The following is a 24,448-nucleotide window of genomic DNA, read 5'->3' on the forward strand; positions in this document are numbered from 1 at the left end:
GACAATGGTAGGCTTATCGATTGATCTGGTTTCCGGGTATTGCAACATGCAAGGTTCCCTGATGAGCCCAACCCGGCATTGTGGGCGGGCATGGGCATGAATGGGGTGTTCAAGCAGTGGATGATGGTTCTGGCCGTGGCGCTGGCGTATTTTGCCAGCGGCCAGCTGGGGCTGACCGTGCCTTATCTGGGGGCGTTTGTTTCGCTGATCTGGCCGCCCACCGGGCTGGCCGTGGCGGTTTTGTGGCGCGGCGGCCTGTCGCGCTGGCCAGGCATCTGGCTGGGGTCGCTGGCAATTAACCTGGCAGCCGATGGTGCGCTGCCAATGTCGCTGGTGATTGCCTGCGGCAACACCCTGGCCCCGCTGATCACCGTCTGGCTATTGCGCCACAGCGGGGCCAGCCTGCACTTTGACAGCCGCCGCGACATGAACCACTACCTGCTGGCGATTGGCTCGGGCATGCTGGTATCCGCCAGCATTGGCGTGCTCAGTCTGTGGCTGGGCGGCATCATGCACGGCAGCCAGCTGTTGCGGATTTTCCTGATCTGGTGGGTGGGCGATGCCGTGGGTGCGCTCTTGCTGGGCATCCCGCTCCTGACCTTTTCCCTGCGCCGCTGGCGCGAACTGTCGCCTGGCCGTCAGCTGGAGGCGCTGGGCTGCCTGCTGGTTATGGTGCTGGTGGGTGGCCTGATGCTGCATTCGGCCACCCATCAATTGCTGATGCCGCTGGTGTTTGTGCCCTTCCTGTTGTTGTCCTGGCTGGCCGTGCGGGGCGGGCTGGGGCTGGCATCGCTGAGTGTGCTGCTGCTGTCGGCGTTAACGGCCTGGGGCACCGTGCAAGGCCAGGGGCCGTTTTACCGCAGTTCGGTGCATGAGGGCCTGGCGCTGTTGTGGGGCTATATGACCACGCTGATGGTGCTGGCGCTGCTGCTCAGTGCGCTGGTGGCCGAACTGTCGGCCAATGAGCGGCGCTGGCAGTTTGCTCTGGAAGGCGCAGACACCGGGGTGTGGGACTGGCATATTCCATCCGGACAAATGCATTACTCGGCGCGCTGGTGCGCGCTGTTGGGGCTGAGCCCCACCCAGCTGGGCCATCGGCTGACCGGTTGGGAGGCGCGGGTTCACCCGGAAGACCGCGCTGAATTTGCCGCGCTGTTGCTCGGGCGCAGTCAGGCAGAAGGCGCACACGGCAGCGAACTGCGCTTGCGCACCGGCAGCGGTGAATGGCGCTGGTATGGCTTGCGCAGCCGGGTGGTCAGCACCACGCTCCAGGGTGAGCCGCTGCGGGTGATTGGCACGCTGACAGATATCAGCCGCCACAAAGACACCGACTACTGGCTGCGCCTGCTGGAACGTGCGCTGCATTCGGCCCGTAACGGCATCATCATCACCGATGCCCGCCAGCCCGACCAGCCGATTCTGTACGTCAATCACGCTTTTGAGAAAACCACAGGCTATCGCAGCCAGGAAGTGCTGGGCATGAACTGCCGGCTGCTCAACAGGGCCGATCGCCACCAGCCTGGCCTGGCCATCGTGCGAGAAGCCATGCAGTCCGGACAATCCTGCCAGACGGTGTTGCGCAACTATCGCAAGGATGGTTCGCTGTTCTGGAATGAACTGAGCATCGCGCCAGTACACGACGCCCAGGGCAAGCTGAGCCATTTTATTGGCGTGCAAACCGATATCAGCGCCCAGGTGGTGGCCCAGGAGCGGCTGCGCGAGCGTGACCAGCTGCTGCGCAAGCTGTCGCAACAGGTGCCGGGCATGATCTGCCAGTTGCACACCCGGCTGGACCATCTCAGTCTGCCCTACGCCAGCGAAGCCATTCGCGAGGTATTTGGCCTGAGCCCGGACCAGGTGCGCGACGATGCCAGGGCGCTGTGCCTGCGCGTGCATCCGGATGACCGTCAGCGCCTGTACCACGGCCTGGCCCAGGCTGCCCGCCAGCAAGCGCCGTGGCGCGATGAGTTCCGGGTGGAATTGCAGCCCGGCCAGCCGGTCTGGCGCGAAGCGCATGCCATGCCTGAACAGCTGGAAGACGGTAGCGTGCTGTGGTATGGCTATGTGGCCGATATCAGCGAGCGCAAGGCGGCAATGCGCAAGCTGGAAGAAGGCGGTGCCTTTTACCAGGCGATGTTTGAAACCAATAATGCGGTCAAGCTACTGGTTGATCCGGTTAGCAAGCGGGTGGTGGACGCCAACCCGGCCGCCTCACAGTTTTATGGCTATCCGCACGATCTGCTGGTGGGGATGCCGGTCAATCAGATCAATACCGCTGCGCCAGAGGTGATTCACGCCGCCATGACGCGGGCACAGCAGCAGGGGCAAACCAGCTTTGAGTTTGTTCACCGGCTGGCCGACGGCAGCCACCGTCAGGTAGAAGTGTATTCCGGCCCGATCCGGCTGGAAGGCCGGCAGTTGCTGTTTTCCATCATACATGACATCAGCGAACGCAAGCAGGCCGAAGAACGCCTGCGCTTTACCGCCAGCGTGTTTGAGCATGCCCACGAAGGCATCATGATTACCGACGCCAGCGCGCGGATTGTCGATGTCAATCGCACCTTCAGCGAAATCACCGGGTATAGCCGCGAAGATGTGCTGGGGCGCTCGCCCAATCTGCTGCGTTCGGGCTACCACAGTCCGTCGTTTTACAGCGAAATGTGGGCGGCGTTGTATACCGACGGCTACTGGCGCGGCGAGGTATGGAACCGGCGCAAGAATGGCGAGGTGTACCCCGAACTGCTGACCATTTCCAGTGTGCAGCCGCCAGACGGTGGCGTCAGCCATTATGTGGCGGTGTTTTCCGACATCACCGTGCTCAAGGAACACCAGCAAAAACTGGAGCGCATGGCCCATTACGACGCGCTGACCCAGCTGCCCAACCGCGTGCTGCTGGCCGACCGGCTGATGCTGGCGCTGACCCAGGCGCGACGTACCAGCAAGCTGCTGGCGGTGTGTTATCTGGATCTGGACGGTTTCAAGCCGGTCAACGACACCTTTGGCCATGAAGCCGGCGACATGCTGCTGATCGAAGTGGCTGCCCGGCTCAAACAGGTGCTGCGCAGTGGCGACACCGTGGCCCGACTGGGCGGCGATGAATTTGTCCTGCTGCTGTCTGGCCTGGACGATATTGGCAAATGCCAGCTGGCGCTGGACCGGGTGCTGCAAACCATTGCCCAGCCCTATCCGCTGGGCAACGACCGCGTGGCCACATTGTCGGCCAGTATTGGCGTCACCCTGTATCCGGTGGACGGTGCCGACGCCGATACCCTATTGCGCCACGCCGACCAGGCCATGTACCTGGCCAAGCAGGCTGGCCGTCATCGCTACCATTTGTTTGACCCGGAACACGACCGCCAGGCGCACGCTCACCGCGAAGCCATGGCCCGAATTGAGCAGGCGCTGTCTGCCGGCGAATTCCGCCTGTATTACCAGCCCAAGGTGAATATGCGCTACGGCACGGTGATTGGCGCAGAAGCCCTGATTCGCTGGCAACACCCCGAACGCGGCCTGCTGCCGCCCAGCGAGTTCCTGCCCGTCATTGAAGACAGCGAGTTTTCTGTGGCGCTGGGTGAGTGGGTGATGGCCGAAGCCTTGCGACAGATGGACGCCTGGCAGCAGCACGGCCTGGCGCTGCCGGTCAGCGTCAATATTGCCGCCCGCCACCTGCAACACCCCGGTTTCAGCGAGCGGCTAAGTGCCTTGCTGGACCATTACCCCAATGTACCAGCCAACCAGCTGGAGCTGGAAGTGCTGGAAACCGCCGCACTGGATGATATCGCCTATGTGTCGGCGCTGATCGAGCGCTGCCGGGGGCAGGGAGTGAGCTTTGCCCTGGATGACTTTGGCACCGGCTATTCCTCGCTGACCTACCTGAAGCGCCTGCCCGCCAGTGTCCTGAAAATTGACCAGAGCTTTGTCCGCGACATGCTCAAGGATCCGGAAGACCTGGCCATTATCGAAGGGGTGATTGGCCTGGCTCAGGCGTTTCGCCGCAGTGTGATTGCCGAAGGCGTGGAAACCCTGGAGCACGGCGCACTGCTGATCCAGCTCGGCTGCGACCTTGGCCAGGGCTATGGCATTGCCCGCCCCATGCCCGCCGATGCCATTCCGGCCTGGGTGGCCGGCTTTGTGCCGCCGGCCATCTGGCAGGCGGCAGCCCGCCATCCCTGGTCACGCGATGATTTTCCGCTGCTGGGTGCCAGCATTGACCACCAGCACTGGATTGCCGAGCTGGTGCCATGCCTGGAGCAGGAACACCCCGGCCAGTGTGCGCCACCGCTGGACATTCATCATTGCCGGTTTGGCCGTTGGTACCATGGCGCAGGTGAAGACCGGTACGGCCATCTGCCCGCGTTTCGCGTCATCGACGCCTGCCATCGCGAAGTGCATGAGCTGGCCAGTCAGCTGCAGCAAGCGCACCTGGCAGGAGAAATGGGCCGCGTGCGCGCCGGCATTCCCCGGCTGTACACGCTGCGCGACCAAATGCTGGCACAACTGGACGCGCTGCGCCGGGTGGTGGCAAGCCGTCACGACGGACAGGCGTAGCACACACAGCGTAAAGGCAGGCTGCGCCAGTCAGTCACGTTGAAACACAACGGTTCATGCGAGCCAGTTTATGCCGGGTATCTCGGTTTCATTTCTGTTAAAACAAATCCTTATTCCAATTACAGATATAAAATGAAATAATATCTCCACCCTATCGATGGAGATGAACATGGCACGGCTTCCGGGCGGGATGGAACATCTGGCACAGGCTCAAGATTTGCTGAAAAAGGCAAAGACAGTAGAAGAGTTGCGCACCGCTCAGGCGGTTGCGCTGCCACTGCTGTTCAACCTCAGCATCGAGCAAACGGCTCAAATCATTGGTCGTTCGGTCGGGGCAACCTGTACGTTGCGGACGAATTTCTGCCGGGAGCAGGCTGGCGAAGCCAGGCCCAAGCGCAGCAAGCGCGAACTGCGCAACCGGGCCAAGGCCAGCCTGGAGCAAGAGGCCAAGATTCTGGATGAGGCACTCACCGAGGCGGCTACCGGCGGAGTGGTGATCGTTCCGCCGCTCAAGCCGGTCATCGAGGCCAAGCTGGGCAAACCGCTGGCGCTCTCCACCATTTATGCGATGCTGGCGCGCCATGGCTGGCGGAAAGTGGCTCCGGACAAGATTCATCCGAAAAGCGACCCCGATGCCCAGGAAGACTGGAAAAAAAACTGCAGGGGCGCTTGGCAGAAGAAAGAACCCGATTTGCCGTAGCGCGTCCGCTGCGATTGATGTTCCAGGACGAGGCTCGATTTGGCCGCATCAGCGACGTTCGCCACTGCTGGCAGAAAAAGCCGCATCGGCCCGTGGTGAAAGCCATGGTGACACAGCAATATGTCTATGCCTACGGTGCGATCAGTCCGGCAGATGGGCGTTTCGACTCATTGATCCTGCCGCAGGTGAACGGCAAGTGCATGCAGCTGTTTCTGGATGAGGTTGCCCGGCGCTACCCCGACGAAAACATCGTGATGGTGCTGGATGGAGCCGGTTGGCACAAGAGTCCGTTTCAGCTGGCGGACAACTTGAGGTTGATCCTCCTTCCGCCCTATGCGCCGGAACTCAACCCGCAGGAACACGTGTGGGATGAGTTGCGCGAGAAGTACTTCCACAACCGAGCCTTCGATAGCCTGGAGGCCTTGGAAGCCCACTTGGAACAGGGCCTTGCTCAGTTGGAAAACCAGCCGGGAAAGATGCAGAGCCTCACCGGCTGGGAATGGATAATTAATTCAATTTATAAATAGAAATGGAATTACCTAGTAGCCAGTCACGTTGAAACACGATGGCTCACGTTCCACGACGAACCACTCGCCGCGCCCCACCGCGTCATTCCCGCGCAGGCGGGAATCCAGGCGTGTCCACAGCGTACAGCGGGGTGAGCGCGCTCATCAGCGCTACCTGCGCCATGCCCACCGCGCCCGCTGTGGCGCGGTCTGGGTTCCCGCCTTCGCGGGAACGACACCTGAGGTGAAACTCATCCCGAAAGCGCTCTAATCGCCTGTCAGTCGATTCAGATCATGGTGACTGGCTACTAGCAATCCAGGAGCTTGATCATGCACATGGCCCGATCACGCTGGTGCGTGATCGGGCCATGAGGGTCTGGCGCTGGGTGGGGTTTGGCTTATTCTGCCGCCTGCACCGGAATCGACCCGCCAATCCCCTTGATGCGGTTGTGTTCATCGGCATACACCAGCTTGGGCGCGTAGCTGCGGCTTTCGTCGTCGGTCATTGCGGCAAAGGTGGCGATGATCAGGATGTCGCCCACGGCGGCGCGGCGGGCGGCTGAGCCGTTGACCGAGATGATGCCGCTACCGCGTTCGCCGCGAATGGCGTAGGTGGTGAAGCGTTCGCCGTTGGTCACGTTCCAGATGTCGATCTGTTCGTACTCCTTGATGTCAGCGGCGTCGAGCAGGTCGTCGTCGATGGCGCAAGAGCCTTCGTAGTGCAGTTCGCACTGGGTGGTGGTCACGCGGTGAATCTTGGATTTGAGCATCATGCGTTGCATGGTTGGGTGTCCTCTGCGGATGCGGCAGCGTTAGCGCTGCACTTCGATATTGTCGATCAGGCGGGTTTTGCCCAGACGGGCAGCGGCCAGCACCACCAGCTGGTGTTCGCCGGCATGGGCGATATCCAGGGTGTTGGCGGCGCGGATTTCAATGTAGTCCACCTGCCAGCCGTGCGTGGTCAGGTCAGCGCAGGCGGCGGCTTCCAGATCGGCGTACTGGTTGTTGCCGGCGGTCAGCGCATCGCGGATCTGGCACAGGTTGCGGTACAGCCGTGGTGCTTCGGCGCGCTCGGCCTCGCTCAGATAGCCATTGCGCGAGGACAGCGCCAGGCCGTCGTCGGCGCGGCCTGTGTCTACCGGCACGATGTCAATTGGCATGTTCAGGTCGCTGACCATGGCGCGGATGATGGCCAGCTGCTGGAAGTCTTTCTTGCCAAAACAGGCGGCGTCTGGCTGGACAATATTGAACAGCTTGGTCACCACCGTGGCCACGCCACGGAAGTGGCCCGGACGGAATGCGCCACACAATTCGTTTTGCAGGTGCGGCGGCTCGACGTTGAAATCCTGACGGATGCGCGGGTAGAGCTCGCGCTCGTCGGGGATGAACAGCGCGTCCACGCCGGCGGTTTCCAGCTTGGCGCGGTCGGCGTCAAAGGTGCGCGGATAGCTGTCGAAATCCTCGCCCTGACCAAACTGCAGGCGGTTGACAAAAATGCTGACAATCACCGCATCGCCGCGCTGGCGCGCTTCGCGCACCAGGGCAAGATGGCCATCGTGCAGATTGCCCATGGTGGGCACAAACACCACACGGCCGGCCTGGCGGCGCCAGTCGCGCACGGCCTGAATGGAATGAAGAATATGCATGAGTCAAATCCGGGTTGGGTGGCCAGGCCGCATCCTGCCGGCGGGCCTGGCGGGGTCCATCAGAAACAGTGTTCCGGGGCGGGGAAGCTGCCGTTTTTCACGGCGTGCACGTAGGCTTTGACCGCGCCGGGAATGCTGCCGGCTTCGGGCATGAAGTTTTTCACAAAGCGGGCTTTTTTGCCGGGATAGACGCCCAGCATGTCGTAGATCACCAGCACCTGGCCGCTGACCTCGGGGCCGGCACCAATGCCGATGGTTGGCACCGACAGCTCGGCGGTGATGCTGGCAGCCAGGCCAGCCGGCACACATTCCATCAGCACCATGCTGGCCCCGGCGTCGGCCAGCGTGCGGGCGTCGGCGCGAATGCGCGCGGCGTCGTCCTCGCTCTTGCCCTGCACCCGATAGCCGCCAAAGGTGTTGACGAACTGCGGGGTCAGGCCAATGTGTGAACACACCGGAATGCCGCGTTCGACCAGAAAGCGGGTGGTATCGGCCATGAAGGCACCGCCTTCGAGCTTGACCATGTGCGCACCGGCCTGCATCAGCCGCACCGCGCTGGCAAATGCCTGCTGCGGGCTTTCCTGATAGCTGCCAAACGGCATGTCGCCAATCACCAGCGCATTGCGCGTGGCGCGTGCCACACAGCGCACATGGTAGATCATTTCGTCCAGGGTCACCGGCAGGGTGGAGTCCGCCCCTTGCATCACCATGCCCAGCGAATCGCCCACCAGCAGGGTTTCCACCCCGGCTTCGTCCAGCATGGCGGCAAAGCTGGCGTCATAGCAGGTCAGCATGGTGATTTTTTGCCCTTCCTGGGCCAGTTTCATCAGGGTTTGGACGGTGATCTTCATCGGTAGGTGATTCCTTCATGGTTCGGCGCGCCCGTCTGGCTGGGGTAAGCCGCCTGACGCGCGCGCGGGGAGGCATTGGCCGATCAGCCAATGGCGCAGCCAGGCGGCTTACACGGCCACGTTAAAGTAACTGCGTTGCCCCTTGGCCTCGCTGATGCAGCGCAACAATAGCTCGAAGTCTTCCGGCTTATCAACAAAATCCAGCCGCTCGGTGTTGACCATAATCACCGGGGCAGCTTCGTATTGCATGAAAAACTCGCTATAGGCGGTGTCGATGCGCTTGAGGTAGCCATCAGGAAATGCCACTTCGTAGGGCGCGCCGTAGGCGGCAATCCGCCGGCTGAGCACCTCGACCGGGGCTTGCAGATACACCACCAGATCGGGCACGGGTAATTGTGCTGGCTGCAGTGCCGCCTGCAGGGTCTGGTACAGCGTCAGTTCGTCGGCTTCCAGGGTCAGCCGGGCAAACAGCGCGTCCTTCTCAAACAGGAAATCGCTGATCATATTGCCACCGTTGCCTTCTTCGGCCACCAGCTGGCGCAGGGTGTCCGCACGCTGCAGCAGGCTGTGCAGCTGGGTGGACAGCGCGTGGTGGCCCATGCTCTGGTAAAAGCGCGGCAAAAACGGGTTATCGCGAACCGGGTCGGCGTACAGGCGCAGGCCACAGTGCTCGGCCAGTTTTTTGGCCAGTGCGGTCTTGCCAACGCCGACCGGGCCTTCAATGGCAATATAACGGTATGGAATCATGGGTAAGCATCCGGTTGGCAGCGCACAGCATCAAGGCACACCCAGCTGAGTGGCCGGCAGAACGCTCACCTTGTCGTCAGCCGGGCAGAATGTCAAGCCGGTAAATGCCCGACTGGTCACAATCGGCCAGGCAGTCCACCACCCGGCCCCGCCCCGGAATCTGCAGTGCTGCGGCCAGTTCGGCCAGCGGTACCAGCACAAATGCCCGCTCGTGCATGCGCGGATGCGGCAGGATCAGCGTCGTGCTGTCCTGGCAGTGTTCACCATACAACAGCAGATCGAGATCGAGCACGCGTGGCGCATTGCGAAAGCTGCGCACCCGGCCAAAGCGGGTTTCCAGCGCCAGCAATGCCTCCAGCAGGGCGGAGGCATCCAGTGTGGTATCCAGCCGGGCAACGGCGTTGACAAAATCTGGCTGGTCGGCATAGCCCACCGGGGTGGTGGCGTACAGCGACGAGGCACAGACATTGTGGCAGTGTGGCAATGTGGCCAGCGCCGCCAGCGCGGCGCTCACCTGCTGCGCGGGCTGTTCCAGATTGCTGCCCAGGGCAATATAGGCGGTGACGCTCATTCGCCGCTGTCCACCGGCTGGCCGTTGCCATTGGGTTTTTTCTTGCGCCGGCGGCGTTTTTTGGCGGCACCGCTACGTGGGCCGCCGCTGTCGCGGGCTGCGGCAATCAGTGCCTGGCGCTCGGCTTCGTCGCCATCCTGAAAGTCCGTCCACCAGTCCACCAGTTCCTGCGGCACTTCGCCCACCGCCGCGCGCAGCGCCAGGAAGTCGTAGCCAGCACGAAAACGCGGCTGCTCCAGCAAGCGGTAAGGCCGGCTGCCGTCACGGCTGTCAAAGCGCGGCTGCAGCGCCCAGATTTCACGCATGGTGGTGGCAAAGCGGCGCGGAATGGCCAACTGCTCTTCCTGGATGCGCTCGGCGGTGGCCATGGCGTCAAACAGCGCCGGAATCGGCTTGTCGCCCAGGTCCATGCGCCGGGTCCATTCGCGCTGGACCTGGTTCCACAGCAGGGTGGCAAGCAAGAAGCCCACCGACACCGGTTTGTCTTCGCGGATGCGCCGGTCGGTGTTTTCCAGCGCCAGCTGGACAAACGACGCGCCGGAAGACGACTCGGCAATCATGTCCAGTAGCGGGAAAATCCCCTGATGCAGGCCTTCCTGGCGCAGCATCTGCACACAGTCGTAAGCGTGGCCGGAGAACAGCATTTTCAGCATTTCGTCAAACAGCCGCGCCGCCGGCACGTTTTGCAGCAGCGGGGCCAGTTCGGCAATCGGCTTGCGCGTGGGCTCGTCAATGCGCAGCCCCAGCTTGGCGGCCAGACGCACCGCGCGCAGCATGCGCACCGGGTCTTCGCGGTAGCGCTGCACCGGGTTGCCAATCATCGCCAGCTTGCGTGCATGCACATCGCGCACGCCGTGGTGGTAGTCGATGATGGTTTCGTCGCTGGGGTTGTAAAACAGCGCGTTGACGGTGAAATCCCGCCGGCGGGCGTCTTCTTCCTGGCTGCCGAACACATTGTCGTTGAGAATGCGCCCCTCGCTGTCGGTCACCGTGTCGTCGCCGCCACGGAACGTGGTGACCTCCACGGTTTCTGCGCCGACCATCACATGGACGATGCGAAAGCGCCGGCCAATGATGCGCGAACGGCGAAAGGCATGGTGCACCTGCTCGGGCGTGGCGTTGGTGGCCACGTCAAAGTCTTTGGGGTGCTGGTCCAGCAGCAGGTCGCGCACCGCGCCGCCCACCACAAAAGCGGCAAAGCCAGACTCCTGCAGGCGGGTGATAACTTTCAGCGCGGCCGGGCTGATGCCTTCGCGGCGCACCCCGTGCTGGGTAAATGGGATCACCCGAGGCCGCACACGGCGGCTGGGGAACTTGAACACACGGCTAAGGAGCTTGCGAATCATCGCTTTCGGATAAACAGTTGGCGAAACAAGGTCGGGATTATACCGCCTTGTGGCCGGTTTCTGCGTGAATTCGGCAAGATGGCGTCATTCTGTTGGCTGGCTGGCAGCAGATCGGGGCATTCAGCCAGCCACGGCACTGGACGAACAAAGGTTAAAAACCAGAAAGCACTTGCCGACACAAATAAGAATAACTATCATTTGATGGGTGTATTATCGTGGCAACCGTCCCGCTCACCGGCCCAAATCGGCCAGGCTGGCCCTGGGTGCCTGACCGCCCTGGCATGCGCCAGCACGCCAATCTGAATCAAGGAGTCCGCCATGTTGTCCTGGTTATCCCGCCGCCGCCCCGCCCCGCTGATTCCACGTGCCCCGCTGTTTCGCCTGGCCCGTTTGTATGCGCTGTCCAGCGCGGTGATTGGCGAATACCTGTGGGAAGAGCGTGCCCGCTGGCAACGAGCGGTGGAAGGCGCATGGACAGTAGAAGAATACGCCCAGTTGCGCGAGCCGCTGGCGGCAGCGTTGCGCGCCGTAGGGGCCGAAACCGAGGCGCAGGGGGTGATGGCCGAGTTTGATGCGCTGATTGCCCCCGGCTGAATCCGCCCCATAATTGTGCTGGCCAGGGTGGTTGTGCCTTGGCTGGCCAGCGTCAGCAAGCCAATTTTATGGCGCTGGCACAGGCCGTGGCGGCTTAAACCGACAAACCGCCATGCTGCACTGCGGCACTGCCCGCCAGAGTGGATTCCTGTTAATCTTGCCAGCATTGCCGACTTTGCCGCTTTTGCGACGCTACCCCAAGATTGCCGCCATGCAACACGACTACCTCGAACGCATCCTCACCTCCCGCGTCTACGACGTGGCCATCGAAACCCCGCTCGACCCGGCACCAGGCCTGTCACGCCGGCTGGACAACACCGTGCTGCTCAAGCGCGAAGACCTGCAGCCGGTGTTCTCGTTCAAGCTGCGTGGAGCCTACAACAAAATGGCCCGCCTGAGCGCTGAGCAACTGCAGCGCGGGGTGATTGCCGCCTCCGCCGGCAACCACGCCCAGGGCGTGGCGCTGTCGGCGCAAAAACTGGGCTGCGAAGCCACCATCGTCATGCCGGTCACCACCCCGCAGGTGAAGATTGATGGCGTCACCCGTCGCGGCGGCAAAGTGGTGCTGCATGGCGATTCCTACAGCGACGCCTATCAGCACGCCAAAAAGCTGGAAGCCGAAAACGGCATGACCTTTATCCATCCGTACGACGATCCGGATGTGATTGCCGGCCAGGGCACCATCGGCATGGAAATCCTGCGCCAGCACCCGGATCCCATCCACGCCGTGTTTGTTGCCATCGGCGGCGGTGGCCTGGCTGCCGGGGTGGCGGCGTATGTGAAGCGACTCAAGCCAGAAATCAAGGTGATTGGCGTGCAAACGGTGGATTCCGACGCCATGCACCGCTCGATTGCCGCCGGCCATCGGGTGGAACTGAAAGACGTGGGCCTGTTTGCCGACGGCATCGCGGTGAAGCTGGTGGGCGAGGAAACCTTCCGTTTGTGCCGCGAGCTGCTCGACGAAGTGATTCTGGTCGACACCGACCAGATCTGCGCGGCCCTGAAGGATGTCTTTGAAGACACCCGCGCCATTCTCGAGCCCGCCGGTGCCGCCGCCGTGGCCGGGCTCAAGCTGTACGCCCAGCGTCAGGACATTCATGGCGAAACCCTGGTGGCAGTGGCATGCGGGGCCAATATGAACTTCGACCGCCTGCGCCATGTGGCCGAGCGCGCCGAGCTGGGCGAACAGCGCGAAGCCGTGCTGGCCGTCACCCTGCCGGAACAGCCAGGCAGCTTCAAGAAATTCTGTTCGCTGGTGGGCAGCCGCAACATCACCGAATTTAACTACCGCTACGCCGATGACCACACCGCCCATGTGTTTGTCGGCGTGCAGATCCAGCGCCGCCAGGACGTGGCCGGCATGCTCAAGGATCTAGCCGACAGCGGCCTGCAGGCGCTGGACCTCACCGACAACGAACTGGCCAAGCTGCATATCCGCCATCTGGTGGGCGGCCACGCGCCACAGCTGCCCAATGAACGCGCCATCCGCTTTGAGTTTCCCGAACGCCCCGGCGCGCTGATGCGCTTTCTGACCGCCATGCACACCGACTGGAACATCAGCCTGTTCCACTACCGCAACCACGGTGCCGACTATGGCCGCGTGCTGGTGGGCGTGCAAGTGCCAGACAGCGACCGCCAGGCATTCCAGACCTTCCTGGACGAACTGGGCTACCCCTGGGTAGACGAAACCGACAACCCGGCGTACCGGCTGTTTCTGGGCAATAGTCAGGCGAACAAACCATGATCCGCGCCGTGCTGTTTGACCTGGACGGCACGCTGGCTGACACCGCCCGCGACCTGGGCTGGGCGCTGAACGCACTGCTGGCCGAGCACGGCCTGCCGCCGCAGCCGTATGAAGCCATGCGCCCGATTGCCTCGCACGGCGCACGCGGGCTGATTCGCCTGGGCTTTGGCCTGGACCGTGACGACAGCCGTTTTGACGGCCTGCGCCAGCGCTTTCTGGACCTGTACGATACCCATTACGCCGACGATACCGTGCTGTTTGACGGCGTGCCCGAGCTGATCGACGGCCTGGCCCACGCCGGCTACGCCTGGGGAATTGTCACCAACAAGCCGATGCGCTTCACCGATAAGCTGGTGCCCCGGCTGGGCTTTCCCATCGCGCCAGCCGTGGTGGTCAGCGGCGACACCGTGGGCGTGGCCAAACCCGACCCCAGACCCATGCTGCACGCCGCCGCCGGGCTGAACACCCCCCCGGCGCAGTGCATGTACGTGGGCGACGCCGAGCGTGACATCGAAGCGGGCCGGGCCACCGGCATGCGCACCGTGCTGGCCGACTATGGCTACATTGCTGCCCACGACGCCCCACACACCTGGGGTGCTGACCTGCGCATTGCCCAACCAGTGCAATTACTGGACTATCTGCCCCCACTTGGGCTATGATGGAGCACTGAATTCGTTTTCAGACCAGCATCGGGGGCGACATGGCTTCGACGGGGGTTGCAAAGCGGATGAGGGCATACCGGGATCTCAGACCCCCGTAAAACACTGAATTTATATATTCGCAAACGACGAATCTTACGCTCTGGCCGCTTAATTGCGCCGGACTCTGCGCTATCTCGCCCATCGGGTAGGTCGGGTCAAACCGACAGCAGAGTCATTTAGATGGGATCGTGCCGATCCGGGTTACTTGGGTCGGAGCTAAACTATAGGTAACTCGCCAAAGCACAGCCTGTCGGTCGGCGGTGTGGCGGTTAAATCCAGTTGGCCAGACTAAGTATGTAGAACTCACCGTAGAGGATTTCCGGACGCGGGTTCGATCCCCGCCGCCTCCACCAAAACATCACTTCATGGCCTGCCATGAAGCCTTGGAAACCCCGATAGCCTGCTTAGGTTTTCGGGGTTTTTATTGGCCTGAATTTTCAAATCCTAGGCATGCGCAGATCTGCCCAATTCGACTGCGCAACCAGCACATCTACCCGTTGGCCGGCTGAACCAGTGTCGTCAATCCTCCCCACACCGCCGCCGCCCGGCCCATGCCGCGCGCACCGCCTCGGCACTGGCGCAGGGGGCGTTGAACTGGTCGCGCCAGCGCTGGCCGTTGCCATCGCAGCCGTCCACGCCATAGGCATCCACGCCCAGCAGCGTATCGCCGTTCGCCATCTCCCCGCCCAGTTCTGCCAGCAGGCGGGCCTCGTCCGCCAGACTCAGCGCCGGGGCATGGCCGTAGCGGCTTCCGGTGACCCAGCCGGCGGCGCCAAAACCGCCAATCAGCCGCAGTCGCTCCGGGCGCAGTTGCCAGAAGCTGAAATCACCAAATGACAGGTACTGTTCTGCCGCCGGGTGCAGGCGGGCAAAGCGTGCCTGGGCCATGGCGTCCAGCGTTACCGGTTCGGCGTAACCCATCAGGCTGAGCCGGGGGGCACCTTCGGTGGGGGCATACGGATCGACCACCAGCAGGCTGGCGCGCGGGTCGGCACGCAGGTTACGGGTGTGTTCGGCCAGGCCGCTGATCAGGAATGCCGGGCAGCCATCCGGCTGGGCCACCAGGTTGACCGCAGACGCAAATGGCCAGCCATCCTGCTCGACCGACAGGGTGGCCAGTGCGCCATGTGACGCCCGGCGCAACACCCGCTGGGCCAAATGGTAGGGGTCTTTCATACAAACTCCATCTTGCTGGGCATGTTTGGGGTAATGCGGATCATTGTCGCTGGCCCTGTCCGGTGTGACAACAGGGCGATCGCCCGAACGCCTCCCCCTTGACAATCAATCCCCTCAACACCGTCTCGGTGGTTCATCGCTTCTGGAGGTGTGCTGCGTCCTGCTTTTTTGGCCCGACACATGACAAACAAGCACAGCAGCATCTTGAGCCCACCCATCCGCCACGCTACACTTGGGCGATGGCACACCTCCACGACAACGGTTATAAATACCTGTTTTCCCACGCCGAACTGGTGCAGGAACTGCTGGAAGCTTTTGCCCCGCCGGGGGTGTCCGCTTTGCTGGATTACACCACCTTGCGCCTGGAAAACGGCAACTACGTCACCCCGGCGATGAAGCCGCGCGCGGATGATCTTGTCTGGTCGGTCGAACTACAGGGGCGGCGGATTTATTTGTATTTGCTGCTGGAATTCCAATCCACCCCAGACGACACCATGCCGGCGCGCATGCTGCAATATGTGGCTGCGCTTTACGACCACCTGCTGCGCAGCAAGGCGGTCAATGTCGCCGAAGGGCTGCCGCCGGTATTGCCCATCGTGCTGTACAACGGCGACGCCCGCTGGCGGCAAAGCAGCGAACTCTACGATCTGATTCGCGTCCATCCGCAGGTGCTGAAAGCCTTTCAGCCCCGGCTGAAATTCTGGCTGCTGGACGAAGGGGCATTCCCCGCTGCCGAGCTGGAAGACATGCACCGCGTGGTGGCGGCCATCTTTTGTTTTGAACACACGCCAGACAGCGCAGCGGCCAAACGCGCCATTCGCAACCTGGCTGATGCCGTCGCCCACTCCCCGTTCAAGCAACGCATCGACCGGGTGGTGACGCGCTGGATAAAACACCGGCTGCAGAGCAAAATGCCCGGACTGGCCGTGCCCGATGCCGAAGAATTGACGAAAGGGATGGAAATGCTGGAAACCAATATTGACCGCTGGGAAGCGCAGGCGATTGCCAAGGGGATGCAGCAGGGTGAAGCGCTGTTGCTGCAACGCCAGCTGACCCGCCGTTTTGGCGCGCTGTCGGCCACGCGGCTGGCCAACATTGCCGCAGCCACGCCGGCCCAGCTGGAAAGCTGGGGCGACCGGGTGCTGGAGGCCAAATCGCTGGATGAGGTATTTGGCGACACCCGGCACTGAGCGTGGACTCCCCACAACCCCTTTCTGCCACAGTGGGCCGCCACACACAAGCGGCGATGCGCCACCCAGGCCGTGAGGCTGACCGGCCAGCGGTGATGCGATTGCCTTGGGGGCGACAAGCCACACTTTGCCTGCATCGCAACTAATGGTAAAGTTGGCCCCGGCGCAATGTTGCAATGCAGCATTGCGCCGCAGGATCGCAAGGAAATCCCGGTTGCCGGGACACATCAGAAAAATAGAGGAACACTGACAAATGACAAAAGACGTTTTGGTATTGAGCGCCGTGCGCTCGGCGGTGGGTACGTTCAATGGCTCGCTGGCCAGCCTGGAACCGGCTGATCTGGCTGGCCGGGTGATGAAAGAAGCGATTGCCCGCTCCGGCGTGGACGCTCAGGCCATCAATTACGTGACCGTGGGCAACTGCATCCCCACCGAGTCGCGCTTTGCCTACGTGGCTCGTGTGGCATCGATTCAGGCCGGTCTGCCGATGGAATCGGTGGCAATGGCGGTAAACCGCCTGTGCTCGTCCGGCCTGCAGGCTGTGGTCAGCACTGCGCAAAACATTTTGCTGGGTGATTGCGACTACGGCATTGGCGGCGGCGTGGAAGTGATGTCGCGCGGTGCTTACATGCTGCCGGCGCTGCGCAGCGGTGCCCGTCTGGGCAATACCCAGGCCATCGACATGATGGTGGACACCCTGACCGACCCGTTTGGCGTCGGCCACATGGGCATCACCGCTGAAAACCTGGCCAGCAAGTGGGGCATCAGCCGCGAAGATCAGGACGCCTTTGCGCTGGAATCGCAGCAACGCGCGGCCAAAGCCATCGCCGAAGGCCGTTTTGCCGGCCAGATCGTGCCGATCACGCTGAAGGGCCGCAAGGGCGACACCGTGTTCGATACCGACGAACACCCGCGCGCCACCACGCTGGAAGCGCTGGCAGCCATGAAGCCGGCCTTCAAGAAAGATGGCTCGGTGACGGCAGGTAACGCCTCCGGCCTGAACGACGGCGCAGCTTTCCTGGTGCTGGCTGATGCCGCCACGGCGATGAACGCTGGCCACAAGGCGATGGCGCGTCTGGTGTCTTATGCCGTGGCCGGGGTGCCCAACGATGTGATGGGCGAAGGCCCGATTCCGGCTACCAAGCTGGCGCTGAAAAAAGCCGGCCTGAGCCTGGACCAGATCGATGTGATCGAATCCAACGAAGCATTTGCCTCGCAGGCGCTGGCCGTGGCCAAGGCGCTGGAACTGGATCTGGGCAAGACCAACGTCAACGGCGGTGCCATTGCCCTGGGTCACCCGGTGGGCTGCTCCGGTGCGCTGATTGCCACCAAGGCGCTGCACGAACTGCATCGCGTGCAAGGCCGTTACGCGCTGGTGACCATGTGTATCGGCGGCGGTCAGGGCATTGCGGTGATTTTTGAACGGGTGTAAGCCTGCGCTGATGTTACCCCCGGCTTGAATCTGTTTAAGCCTTCATCGGGCCGCGTTTTGCGGCCCGATGGCATTTTCCCCTTCCCCCGGCCAAGTGCTGCGCCCAAAAAAAACCCACAAAAAATTCATTTGTATTTTATTTAAGTACAAAAGCATGTTTCACCAAGGTGACGCCAGCGCCACCTTGCCGTAATATTTGAGCTGATTTGTGATTGACTGAGCCCTGCTGCGTGCCGGTCAACACCCCATCATGATTTTCAAGGACATCCCCCCATGACCCATCCTCCGGCTGGCTGGCTCCAGCGCATGGCGCTGCAGACCAAACTCTTGCTGATGTTGATTACCATTAATCTGCTGACTGTGCTGGTGTATACCGGCTATGCAGCCTACGCCCGTCAGCAGGATGAAATTCGCCGGCTGGATAGCATTCTGGAAACTGCCAGCCATGCCGTGCCAGGGCTGCTGGCGGCGGGTATGCTCGACCGCGAGCGCACCCCTGATGCCATCAGCCGCCAGGAATACCGCGAGCAAAGCCAGCGTCTGCGCCACTACGCCGACCAGACCGGGCTGGCGTATCTGTATGTGCTGGACATGAAGGATGGCAAGGCGCGCTACCTGATGGACAGCGCCACCCCGGCAGAAGTGGCCAAGGGCGACGCCGGGTTTTATCTGGAAGCCTATCCAGACGCCAGCCCTGCGGTGGCCAGGGCATGGGACAGCGGTCAGCTACAAGTGGATGAATACACTGATAGCTATGGCGCATTCCGCTCGGTATACCTGCCCCAGCGCACAGCCCAGGGACATCGCTATGTGATTGGTGCCGACATGAGTGCCGACAGCGTGGCGCAGGTGATGCAGCAGGCGCTGCTGCGCCAGCTGGGCATTGGCGCGGTGATGCTGCTGCTGGGGGCGGCTTTGTCCTGGCTATTTGCCCGCCTGCTGGCGCACAGTCTGCGCCGGGTGTCGCGCCAGATTGGCCAGATTGCCGTCAGCAAGGATTTGTCCACCCCGATCCGGGTGGCCAGCCGTGATGAAATTGGCGAAATGGCCGGCCAGCTTAACAGCCTGTTTGATGTGCTGCGCCAGTCGCTGGGCAAGGTGCGCGACGTGGCCGAACACAATGCCGCGCTGGCGTCGCAGTTCAAGTCCAGCTCGGGAAAAATGCAGGAACAGGTGGCCAGCAGCGCGCTGCGCATGGACGAAATGGCCGGCGGTGCCGTGCAGATTGCTCACTCCGCCAGCCAGGCCGCTGAAATTGCCGGTCAGGTGCGCGATGAAGTGCAACAAACCAGTCAGCAGCTTGACCAGGCGCGTCAGGTGCTGGCCGAGATGATGCAGGGCGTGGAAACCAGCACGGCCAGCAGTGTCCGGCTGGCCGACGAGCTGCACGCACTGAACCAGGATGCCAGCCAGATCAGCCAGGTGCTGGGGGTAATTGGCGAAATTTCCGACCAGACCAATCTGCTGGCGCTTAACGCCGCCATCGAGGCCGCCCGCGCCGGCGAGGCCGGGCGCGGTTTTGCCGTGGTGGCCGACGAAGTACGCGCCCTGGCGGTGCGCACCCAGACCACGGTCAAGCAGACCCACGCGATTGTGGCCAAAATCACCGATGGCATCGACCGGGCGGTGGAACGCATGGCCGACAACCGCCAGCAAGCCGACCGGCTCAGTGCCAACTCACAGGGCGCGCTGGCGCGCATTGATGGCATGGTCGTGCAAATCCGCCAGGCTTCCGGCAGTGTCGATCTGGCCGCCAGCCAGGGCCACAGCATCAAGGGGGCCACTGAACAAATGTCCGGGCAGATGGATTCGGTGAATCAAACCCTGGCCCACTGTGCCAGCGACGCCGAAGAAATCCGCGATGCCGCCCGCACCCTGGGCGACCAGGCCAGCCTGCTGCAAAGCCAGCTGGCGGTGTTCCGGTTTTGAAAGGTTTTAAAAAGGTGTGGATTGATTCAGAAACATCGTTTTAGCCAAAAAACCCAGTTTGGCGCGGGAATGACGATTTTTTCAGTATTTCCCGGCCCGAAGGTTTTATCGCGATGGGCGGGACAACCCCGCCACCTGGGCCGGCAGGGCGCTGCGCATGCGGGGATGATACTGTTGTAATTGAATCACCAGCGTATGTGGTGGCAGCACGCGCAGCACTTCGCCAGCAAACACCTGCCCAGGCAAGGCAGCAAACTGCACGGCACAGGCCTGGCCAAGCTGGGCATGCGCCAGTTGGCTGGCGCTCAGGCTCACGCGCAGTTGCAATGACGCGGCGTCAACCAGACTGAATAACGCCCGCTGCGCCTCGCTGGCCGCCGGGGGAATGTCACCGCCCAGCTGACCCTGTCGCTGCTGCACCCAGCCCGCCCAGGGCGCGCGCACCAGGGTGGCATTCAACGCCTGAACGGCTTCCTGCATGGCGGTTTCAGCCTGGCCGATGGCGGTCTGTCCAGCCTGTTCGCTGGCCTGTGCCTGCTTGAGCTGCACCTCAGCCTGTGCCAGCGCGGCGCGGGCGGAGGCCGAATGGCGCCGTTGGGCGCGGGCCTGTGTCAGTTTGCCACTGGCCTGTTCCAGCTCGGCACGCGCCTTATCCTGCCCGATGCGCGCGCGCACCAGCACTGCCTCGGCCTGCTGCTGCGCCTGCTCCAGCCGGGCAGAGTGCAGCCGGGCCAACACTTCGCCAGCCACCACCCGCGTGCCCACCGGCCCACCCAGCCACTGCACGCGGCCTGCTGAGTTGGCCACCAGCGTCAGCGTGCGCAGCTCGCCCAACTGGCCGGATGCCTGCCACAGGATCGGATCGGCCAGCGGTGCCGGCCTGGCCAGCCAGACCCCAAGCCCCCCCACCAGCCACAGCACTGCCACCCACCCGCGCAGGCGCACAAGCACGCGCAGGCGGGCCAGCAATCGGGACACATACACTCGGACGGGCAGACTCACACGATACCTGTTGGGCAAAACATGCACAGCTTGCGGCTTCATCCCCATCAGATGCGGACAGGCTTGTGTACCGGCTGTGGATAAAGTGGGCAAGATATTGTTGTTATTCGGGTTTTTGCTTTTGCCTATTTTTTAGGCAAAAGTGGGGGCAAGCGGCAAGATAATACGGAGTATTGACATTCTCTTCCCCCTCTCACTAACGCTTGCTGGCCTTGAAGCCGGGGGATTCCTACCGCGCTCAGGCGCAGCATGAGCCGGCCCTGCTGAGTCGCTGCGGTGGGTTCCTGCTGCTGACGGCAGGACCGCACCATTCACTTCACAGGCTAACCGGATGTGTCCCACCCTTAGAATATTCACCGTGCCAACCACATCGGCGTTTTCCTTCGAAACCACATTCCACGCACAGAAACAGCACCTGCGTCTGGCGGTTATTCGCCGATGCATGGCTGCAGGCCGGGCGCATCCGGCTCGTGTTTTGTGGCAGCACGACGATCAGGTGCCCTCCGCGCATGCCAGCTTTTGACATCCTCCCCGGCCTAAAGTCGGGGGATTCCTACGGCGCTCATCCCGGCATCGAGCCGGCATAAGTCGCTTCGGCGGGTTCCTGCTGCTGGCGGCATGACTGCACCGCTCACTTCACAGGCGATCCGGGCATCGTCCTGCCCTTCGCTACTCAGTAGCGCTTCGCCGTGGCGAAGCACGTTGATCGCGCCGACCAGATCGGCGTTTTCCTCGAAGCCACATCCAACGCACGCAAACCGTTCCTGTGTGCGCCGGTTATCCGCCGACACATGGCCGCAGCACGGACACGTCCGGCTGGTGTTCTGCGCCGGCATGGCGATGAGATGCCCGCCGTTCCACGCCAGCTTGTAGTCCAGTTGCCGCCTGAACTCGGCCCATCCCTGATCCAGAATGGCCTTGTTCAGCCCGGATTTTGCCCGAACGTTTCTGCCCGGTGTTTCGGGTGTGCCTGCCGCCGACCTGGACATATTCCGCACCTGCAAGTCCTCGATACACACCATCGCGTGGTTTTGGCTGATCGTGGTGGAGCACTTGTGCAGGTAGTCGCGGCGGGCATTGCCGATGCAGGAATGAATCTTCTGAACGCGGGCTTTCGCCTTCTTCCAGTTGCTGCTGAACTTCACTTTGCGGCTCATCGCCTGCTGCGCTTTGCGCAGCGCCGTTTCATGCCGCTTGAAGCTGTTGAGCGGCGCGTAGAACGCGCCATCCGAGAGCGTGACAAACCGTGCAATGCCCATGTCGATGCCGACTGCGCCACCCTGCGGGATGGGCTGCTCAATCTCGCGTTCGGTCTGGATGCTCACGAACCATTTGCCGCAAGACTGGCTCACCGTGATGTTCTTCACCGCGCCCAGCGCTTGACGGCTGTTGCGGTAGCGCAGCCAGCCGAGCTTGGGCAGGAACAGGCGGCTGTTGGCCTGATCGAGCTTGATCTGTTTTGGGTCGGGATAGCGGAAGCTATCCGACTGGCCCTTCTTCTTGAAGCGCGGGAAGTCTGCCCGCCTGGCGAAAAAGTTGCTGTAGGCCCGTTCCAGGTCCTTGAGCGTCTGCTGCAGCGGATGAACGGGCGCATCCGCCAGCCATGCTGTCTCCGCGCTGTGGCGCCACTCGGTGAGCAGCTTGCACAGCCCTGCGTAGCCGAGCTTCTTCTTGCCTTGCTCGTAGCGCGCCTTCTGCAACGCCAGCGCCTTGTTGAACACGAAGCGGCACGAGCCAGCAAAGCGGCGCATTTGCCGCTCTTGCTGGCCGTCTGGCCGCAATTCGTATTTGTAGGCTTGAAGGCGTTGCATACTGGTATTTTATACAGTCCACCCCCATCGACGGCAAGGACGGCTACGCCGTCCGCGCCATCCTTCCCCGCCCTGAACGGCGGGGCTTGCCGCGCACCGGGTCATTCAGTTGGCGGCAGAACCCGAACCCGCCTGGATTGAGAATGGCTTTGTTCAGCCCAGACTTGGCCTGAACGTTTTTCCCCTCCCGGCTGTGGTGATAGCCGCAGCCCTTCTCTGCCCTCGTTGAAGGGCAAGATTTGCCGCGCAACGGATCAATGCCCGACCCACGCCAATCAGGCGGGTGTCGGGCATGCGGGTTTACCTGTGTTGGTATTGATACCGCTCATGCCACCGGCGGGCGGGTGTCCACAAACGACGGGCGGGCTTCCAGCTTGGCCATCAGCGTGGCCAGGTTGGGATATTGTTCGCGCCATTTGATGTGCGGAAAGCGCAAATCCAGATAGTTCAGGCTGCAGCCCACAGCAATGTCAGCCAGGCTGTAAGACTCACCGTTGCACCAGGTTTTTTCACCCAGGTCGGTGGCCATGGCTTCCACGCCACGGCGCATCTTGCCCAGCTGGCGTTCAATCCAGCCGGGGTTCTGCTGGGTGGAGTCGCGCTTTTTTTCCAGAAAAATGGCCACGGCGGCGTCCAGCACACCATCGGCCAGCGCTTCCCAGCGCTTGGTCATCGCCATCGGGCGGCTTTCGGCTGGCAGCAGGCGGGACACCGGCGAGAGCTTGTCCAGGTATTCGACAATCACCCGGGAGTCGTACAGCGCGGTGCCATCGTCCAGCACCAGCACCGGGACTTTACCCAGCGGGTTGTAGTCCGGCACCTTGGTGTCTTCATCCCAGGGGATGTCCACCTCAAGCTGGCAGTCGATTTTCTTTTCCAGCAATACGATCCGGGCCTTGCGGCCATAGGGGCTGGTCAACGAACTGAGGATTTTCATGGGCGGTGCAACAGTCTTCAATAAGAGGAATGAATCGGGTCATCATAACACTGCGCCAGCCTCCGGCGCAGTTGCGCACCGGCCAGCCTGCACACCCCGGCGGTGCATTATCTTGCCATATTCGCTTGCCGCTGTGGCGATCCTGGATGGCTTTCTGTTGTCAGCGCCCGTCAGACCGCCGCAGATAAGGCCGGGGGCGGACGGTTTGGGCCTGAGTGGGGGCTGAGGTGTGGCCGGCCCCCGTCAGGGCTGGGCCTGCACTGTGCCGTTGACCTGCACGCTGATTTCGCTGGCACCGGGGGCAAAGCCTGGGGCCGGGCTGGCTTCGGCGGCCATGGCCAGTTTGTTGCTGCGCGGCGCGCGGAACAGTTGCATGCCGGGAGCGCCATTGTGTTCCACCCGCATCTCCACCAGCTTGTAGTCGCGGCTGCCCAGCGCCCGGCTGATCAGCTGGGCCTTGTCGCGAAAGGCGTTGATGGCTTGCGGAATCAGTTCGGCTTCGGTCTTGCGTCGGGCTTCGTCCGAGACTGAAAACCCAATCTGGCTGATTTGCAGGCTGCCCTGCAACTGGCCAATCAGCTGCGAGGCGCGTTCGATATCGCGGCTTTCCAGGCGAATTTCTGCCCGACCACGCCAGCCGGTGATACGGTTATTGTTGTCGTACAGCGGCCAGGTGCTGAGCTGACCGCTGCTGGTTTTGACCTGGCTGGCTGCTTTGGCAACATTCAGCGCGGTGGCGATGCGTTCGTTCAGCAGCGCCGCCAGCCGGGCCGGGCTGCTGTGGCTTTCTTCGCTGAACAACACGGCGTTGAGGGTGTCGTTATTGACTTCGCGGCGGGCGTCGGCAGACAGCTGCACCTGGTTGTAGTTCAGCGGTTCGGCCAGTGCGCTGGCGCTGAGGGTCAGCAGCAAGGCGGCGAATGCCGGGTAGAGTCGAATGGCCATGTGCGCAGTCCTTGGGTGAAAAGTGGCAGGGCAAAGCTGTGCTGCTAGACGGGTGTGGGCATGGCAAGTTCC

20 protein-coding genes and 1 other RNA gene are annotated in these 24,448 nt (G+C 62.4%); 10 read left to right on the forward strand and 11 right to left on the reverse strand.

Annotated elements, in window-relative coordinates; genetic code table 11:
* Positions 1-39 precede the first annotated feature (39 nt).
* The 3 genes from BXU06_RS08565 (at position 40) to BXU06_RS08575 (ending at position 5,775) form a co-directional block, all read left to right on the forward strand.
* Positions 40-4,548 carry a PAS domain S-box protein gene (locus BXU06_RS08565; protein ID WP_150125161.1) on the forward strand — a complete coding sequence of 1,503 codons (4,509 nt, stop codon included), beginning with the start codon at positions 40-42 and terminating at the stop codon, positions 4,546-4,548.
* Positions 4,549-4,717: 169 nt separating this feature from the next.
* Positions 4,718-5,248, forward strand: a complete 531-nt coding sequence (locus BXU06_RS08570) for a winged helix-turn-helix domain-containing protein (protein WP_077296878.1) — start codon at positions 4,718-4,720, stop codon at positions 5,246-5,248.
* Positions 5,218-5,775, forward strand: coding sequence for an IS630 family transposase (locus BXU06_RS08575; RefSeq protein ID WP_253189427.1), 558 nt, complete (start codon positions 5,218-5,220; stop codon positions 5,773-5,775). The genes BXU06_RS08570 and BXU06_RS08575 overlap by 31 nt, the downstream gene beginning before the upstream one ends.
* A 377-nt stretch (positions 5,776-6,152) precedes the next feature.
* Here BXU06_RS08575 and panD read toward each other — a convergent pair whose 3' ends face one another.
* The 6 genes from panD to pcnB form a co-directional block, all read right to left on the reverse strand.
* Entirely contained in the window at positions 6,153-6,536 is a 384-nt protein-coding gene (panD, locus tag BXU06_RS08580; protein WP_077298666.1) for an aspartate 1-decarboxylase, read from the reverse strand.
* Between the two features lie 30 nt (positions 6,537-6,566).
* On the reverse strand, positions 6,567-7,400 hold the full coding sequence (panC, locus tag BXU06_RS08585) for a pantoate--beta-alanine ligase (RefSeq protein ID WP_077298668.1): 834 nt from the start codon (positions 7,398-7,400) through the stop codon (positions 6,567-6,569).
* A 59-nt stretch (positions 7,401-7,459) separates the two neighbouring features.
* A complete protein-coding gene (gene panB / locus BXU06_RS08590; protein ID WP_077298670.1) occupies positions 7,460-8,251 on the reverse strand; it encodes a 3-methyl-2-oxobutanoate hydroxymethyltransferase in 792 nt (263 codons plus the stop codon).
* 108 nt (positions 8,252-8,359) lie between these two features.
* Positions 8,360-8,998: a deoxynucleoside kinase gene (locus BXU06_RS08595; protein WP_077298672.1), complete on the reverse strand. Its 639-nt coding sequence runs from the start codon at positions 8,996-8,998 to the stop codon at positions 8,360-8,362.
* A 76-nt stretch (positions 8,999-9,074) separates the two neighbouring features.
* Positions 9,075-9,569, reverse strand: coding sequence for a 2-amino-4-hydroxy-6-hydroxymethyldihydropteridine diphosphokinase (gene folK, locus BXU06_RS08600; RefSeq protein WP_077298674.1), 495 nt, complete (start codon positions 9,567-9,569; stop codon positions 9,075-9,077).
* A complete protein-coding gene (gene pcnB / locus BXU06_RS08605) occupies positions 9,566-10,915 on the reverse strand; it encodes a polynucleotide adenylyltransferase PcnB (protein WP_077298676.1) in 1,350 nt (449 codons plus the stop codon). Before pcnB ends, folK begins: the two co-directional genes overlap by 4 nt.
* 318 nt (positions 10,916-11,233) lie before the next feature.
* Between pcnB and BXU06_RS08610 the strand changes: the two genes are divergently transcribed.
* The 4 genes from BXU06_RS08610 to ssrA all read left to right on the forward strand — a co-directional run bounded on the left by BXU06_RS08610 (position 11,234) and on the right by ssrA (position 14,307).
* Entirely contained in the window at positions 11,234-11,509 is a 276-nt protein-coding gene (locus BXU06_RS08610; protein ID WP_077298678.1) for a hypothetical protein, read from the forward strand.
* 211 nt (positions 11,510-11,720) lie between these two features.
* Entirely contained in the window at positions 11,721-13,253 is a 1,533-nt protein-coding gene (gene ilvA / locus BXU06_RS08615) for a threonine ammonia-lyase, biosynthetic (RefSeq protein ID WP_077298680.1), read from the forward strand.
* Positions 13,250-13,912 (forward strand): HAD family hydrolase, encoded by a 663-nt coding sequence (locus BXU06_RS08620; protein ID WP_077298682.1) that lies wholly within the window; start codon positions 13,250-13,252, stop codon positions 13,910-13,912. The genes ilvA and BXU06_RS08620 overlap by 4 nt, the downstream gene beginning before the upstream one ends.
* A 32-nt stretch (positions 13,913-13,944) precedes the next feature.
* Positions 13,945-14,307, forward strand: a transfer-messenger RNA (tmRNA) gene (gene ssrA / locus BXU06_RS08625).
* A 166-nt stretch (positions 14,308-14,473) separates the two neighbouring features.
* Here the strand turns inward: ssrA and BXU06_RS08630 are convergent.
* Positions 14,474-15,130 (reverse strand): HugZ family protein, encoded by a 657-nt coding sequence (locus tag BXU06_RS08630; protein WP_077298684.1) that lies wholly within the window; start codon positions 15,128-15,130, stop codon positions 14,474-14,476.
* A 239-nt stretch (positions 15,131-15,369) separates the two neighbouring features.
* Between BXU06_RS08630 and BXU06_RS08635 the strand changes: the two genes are divergently transcribed.
* From BXU06_RS08635 to BXU06_RS08645, 3 genes are all read left to right on the forward strand, one after another.
* Positions 15,370-16,320 (forward strand): Rpn family recombination-promoting nuclease/putative transposase, encoded by a 951-nt coding sequence (locus BXU06_RS08635; protein ID WP_077298686.1) that lies wholly within the window; start codon positions 15,370-15,372, stop codon positions 16,318-16,320.
* A 253-nt stretch (positions 16,321-16,573) separates the two neighbouring features.
* A complete protein-coding gene (locus BXU06_RS08640; protein WP_077298688.1) occupies positions 16,574-17,752 on the forward strand; it encodes an acetyl-CoA C-acyltransferase family protein in 1,179 nt (392 codons plus the stop codon).
* 273 nt (positions 17,753-18,025) lie between these two features.
* Entirely contained in the window at positions 18,026-19,681 is a 1,656-nt protein-coding gene (locus BXU06_RS08645) for a methyl-accepting chemotaxis protein (RefSeq protein WP_077298690.1), read from the forward strand.
* A gap of 105 nt (positions 19,682-19,786) precedes the next feature.
* On the opposite strand, the gene BXU06_RS08650 is transcribed toward BXU06_RS08645, so the two are convergent.
* From BXU06_RS08650 to BXU06_RS08665, 4 genes are all read right to left on the reverse strand, one after another.
* On the reverse strand, positions 19,787-20,659 hold the full coding sequence (locus BXU06_RS08650) for an efflux RND transporter periplasmic adaptor subunit (protein WP_171982166.1): 873 nt from the start codon (positions 20,657-20,659) through the stop codon (positions 19,787-19,789).
* Between the two features lie 560 nt (positions 20,660-21,219).
* Positions 21,220-22,494 (reverse strand): RNA-guided endonuclease TnpB family protein, encoded by a 1,275-nt coding sequence (locus BXU06_RS08655; RefSeq protein WP_077298694.1) that lies wholly within the window; start codon positions 22,492-22,494, stop codon positions 21,220-21,222.
* A 325-nt stretch (positions 22,495-22,819) separates the two neighbouring features.
* Positions 22,820-23,431 (reverse strand): glutathione S-transferase N-terminal domain-containing protein, encoded by a 612-nt coding sequence (locus BXU06_RS08660; protein ID WP_077298696.1) that lies wholly within the window; start codon positions 23,429-23,431, stop codon positions 22,820-22,822.
* 243 nt (positions 23,432-23,674) lie between these two features.
* Positions 23,675-24,376, reverse strand: a complete 702-nt coding sequence (locus BXU06_RS08665; protein WP_077298698.1) for an SIMPL domain-containing protein — start codon at positions 24,374-24,376, stop codon at positions 23,675-23,677.
* Between the last annotated feature and the right edge of the window lie 72 nt (positions 24,377-24,448).

The sequence above is a fragment of the Aquaspirillum sp. LM1 genome (genome assembly GCF_002002905.1).
Lineage (GTDB): Bacteria > Pseudomonadota > Gammaproteobacteria > Burkholderiales > Aquaspirillaceae > Rivihabitans.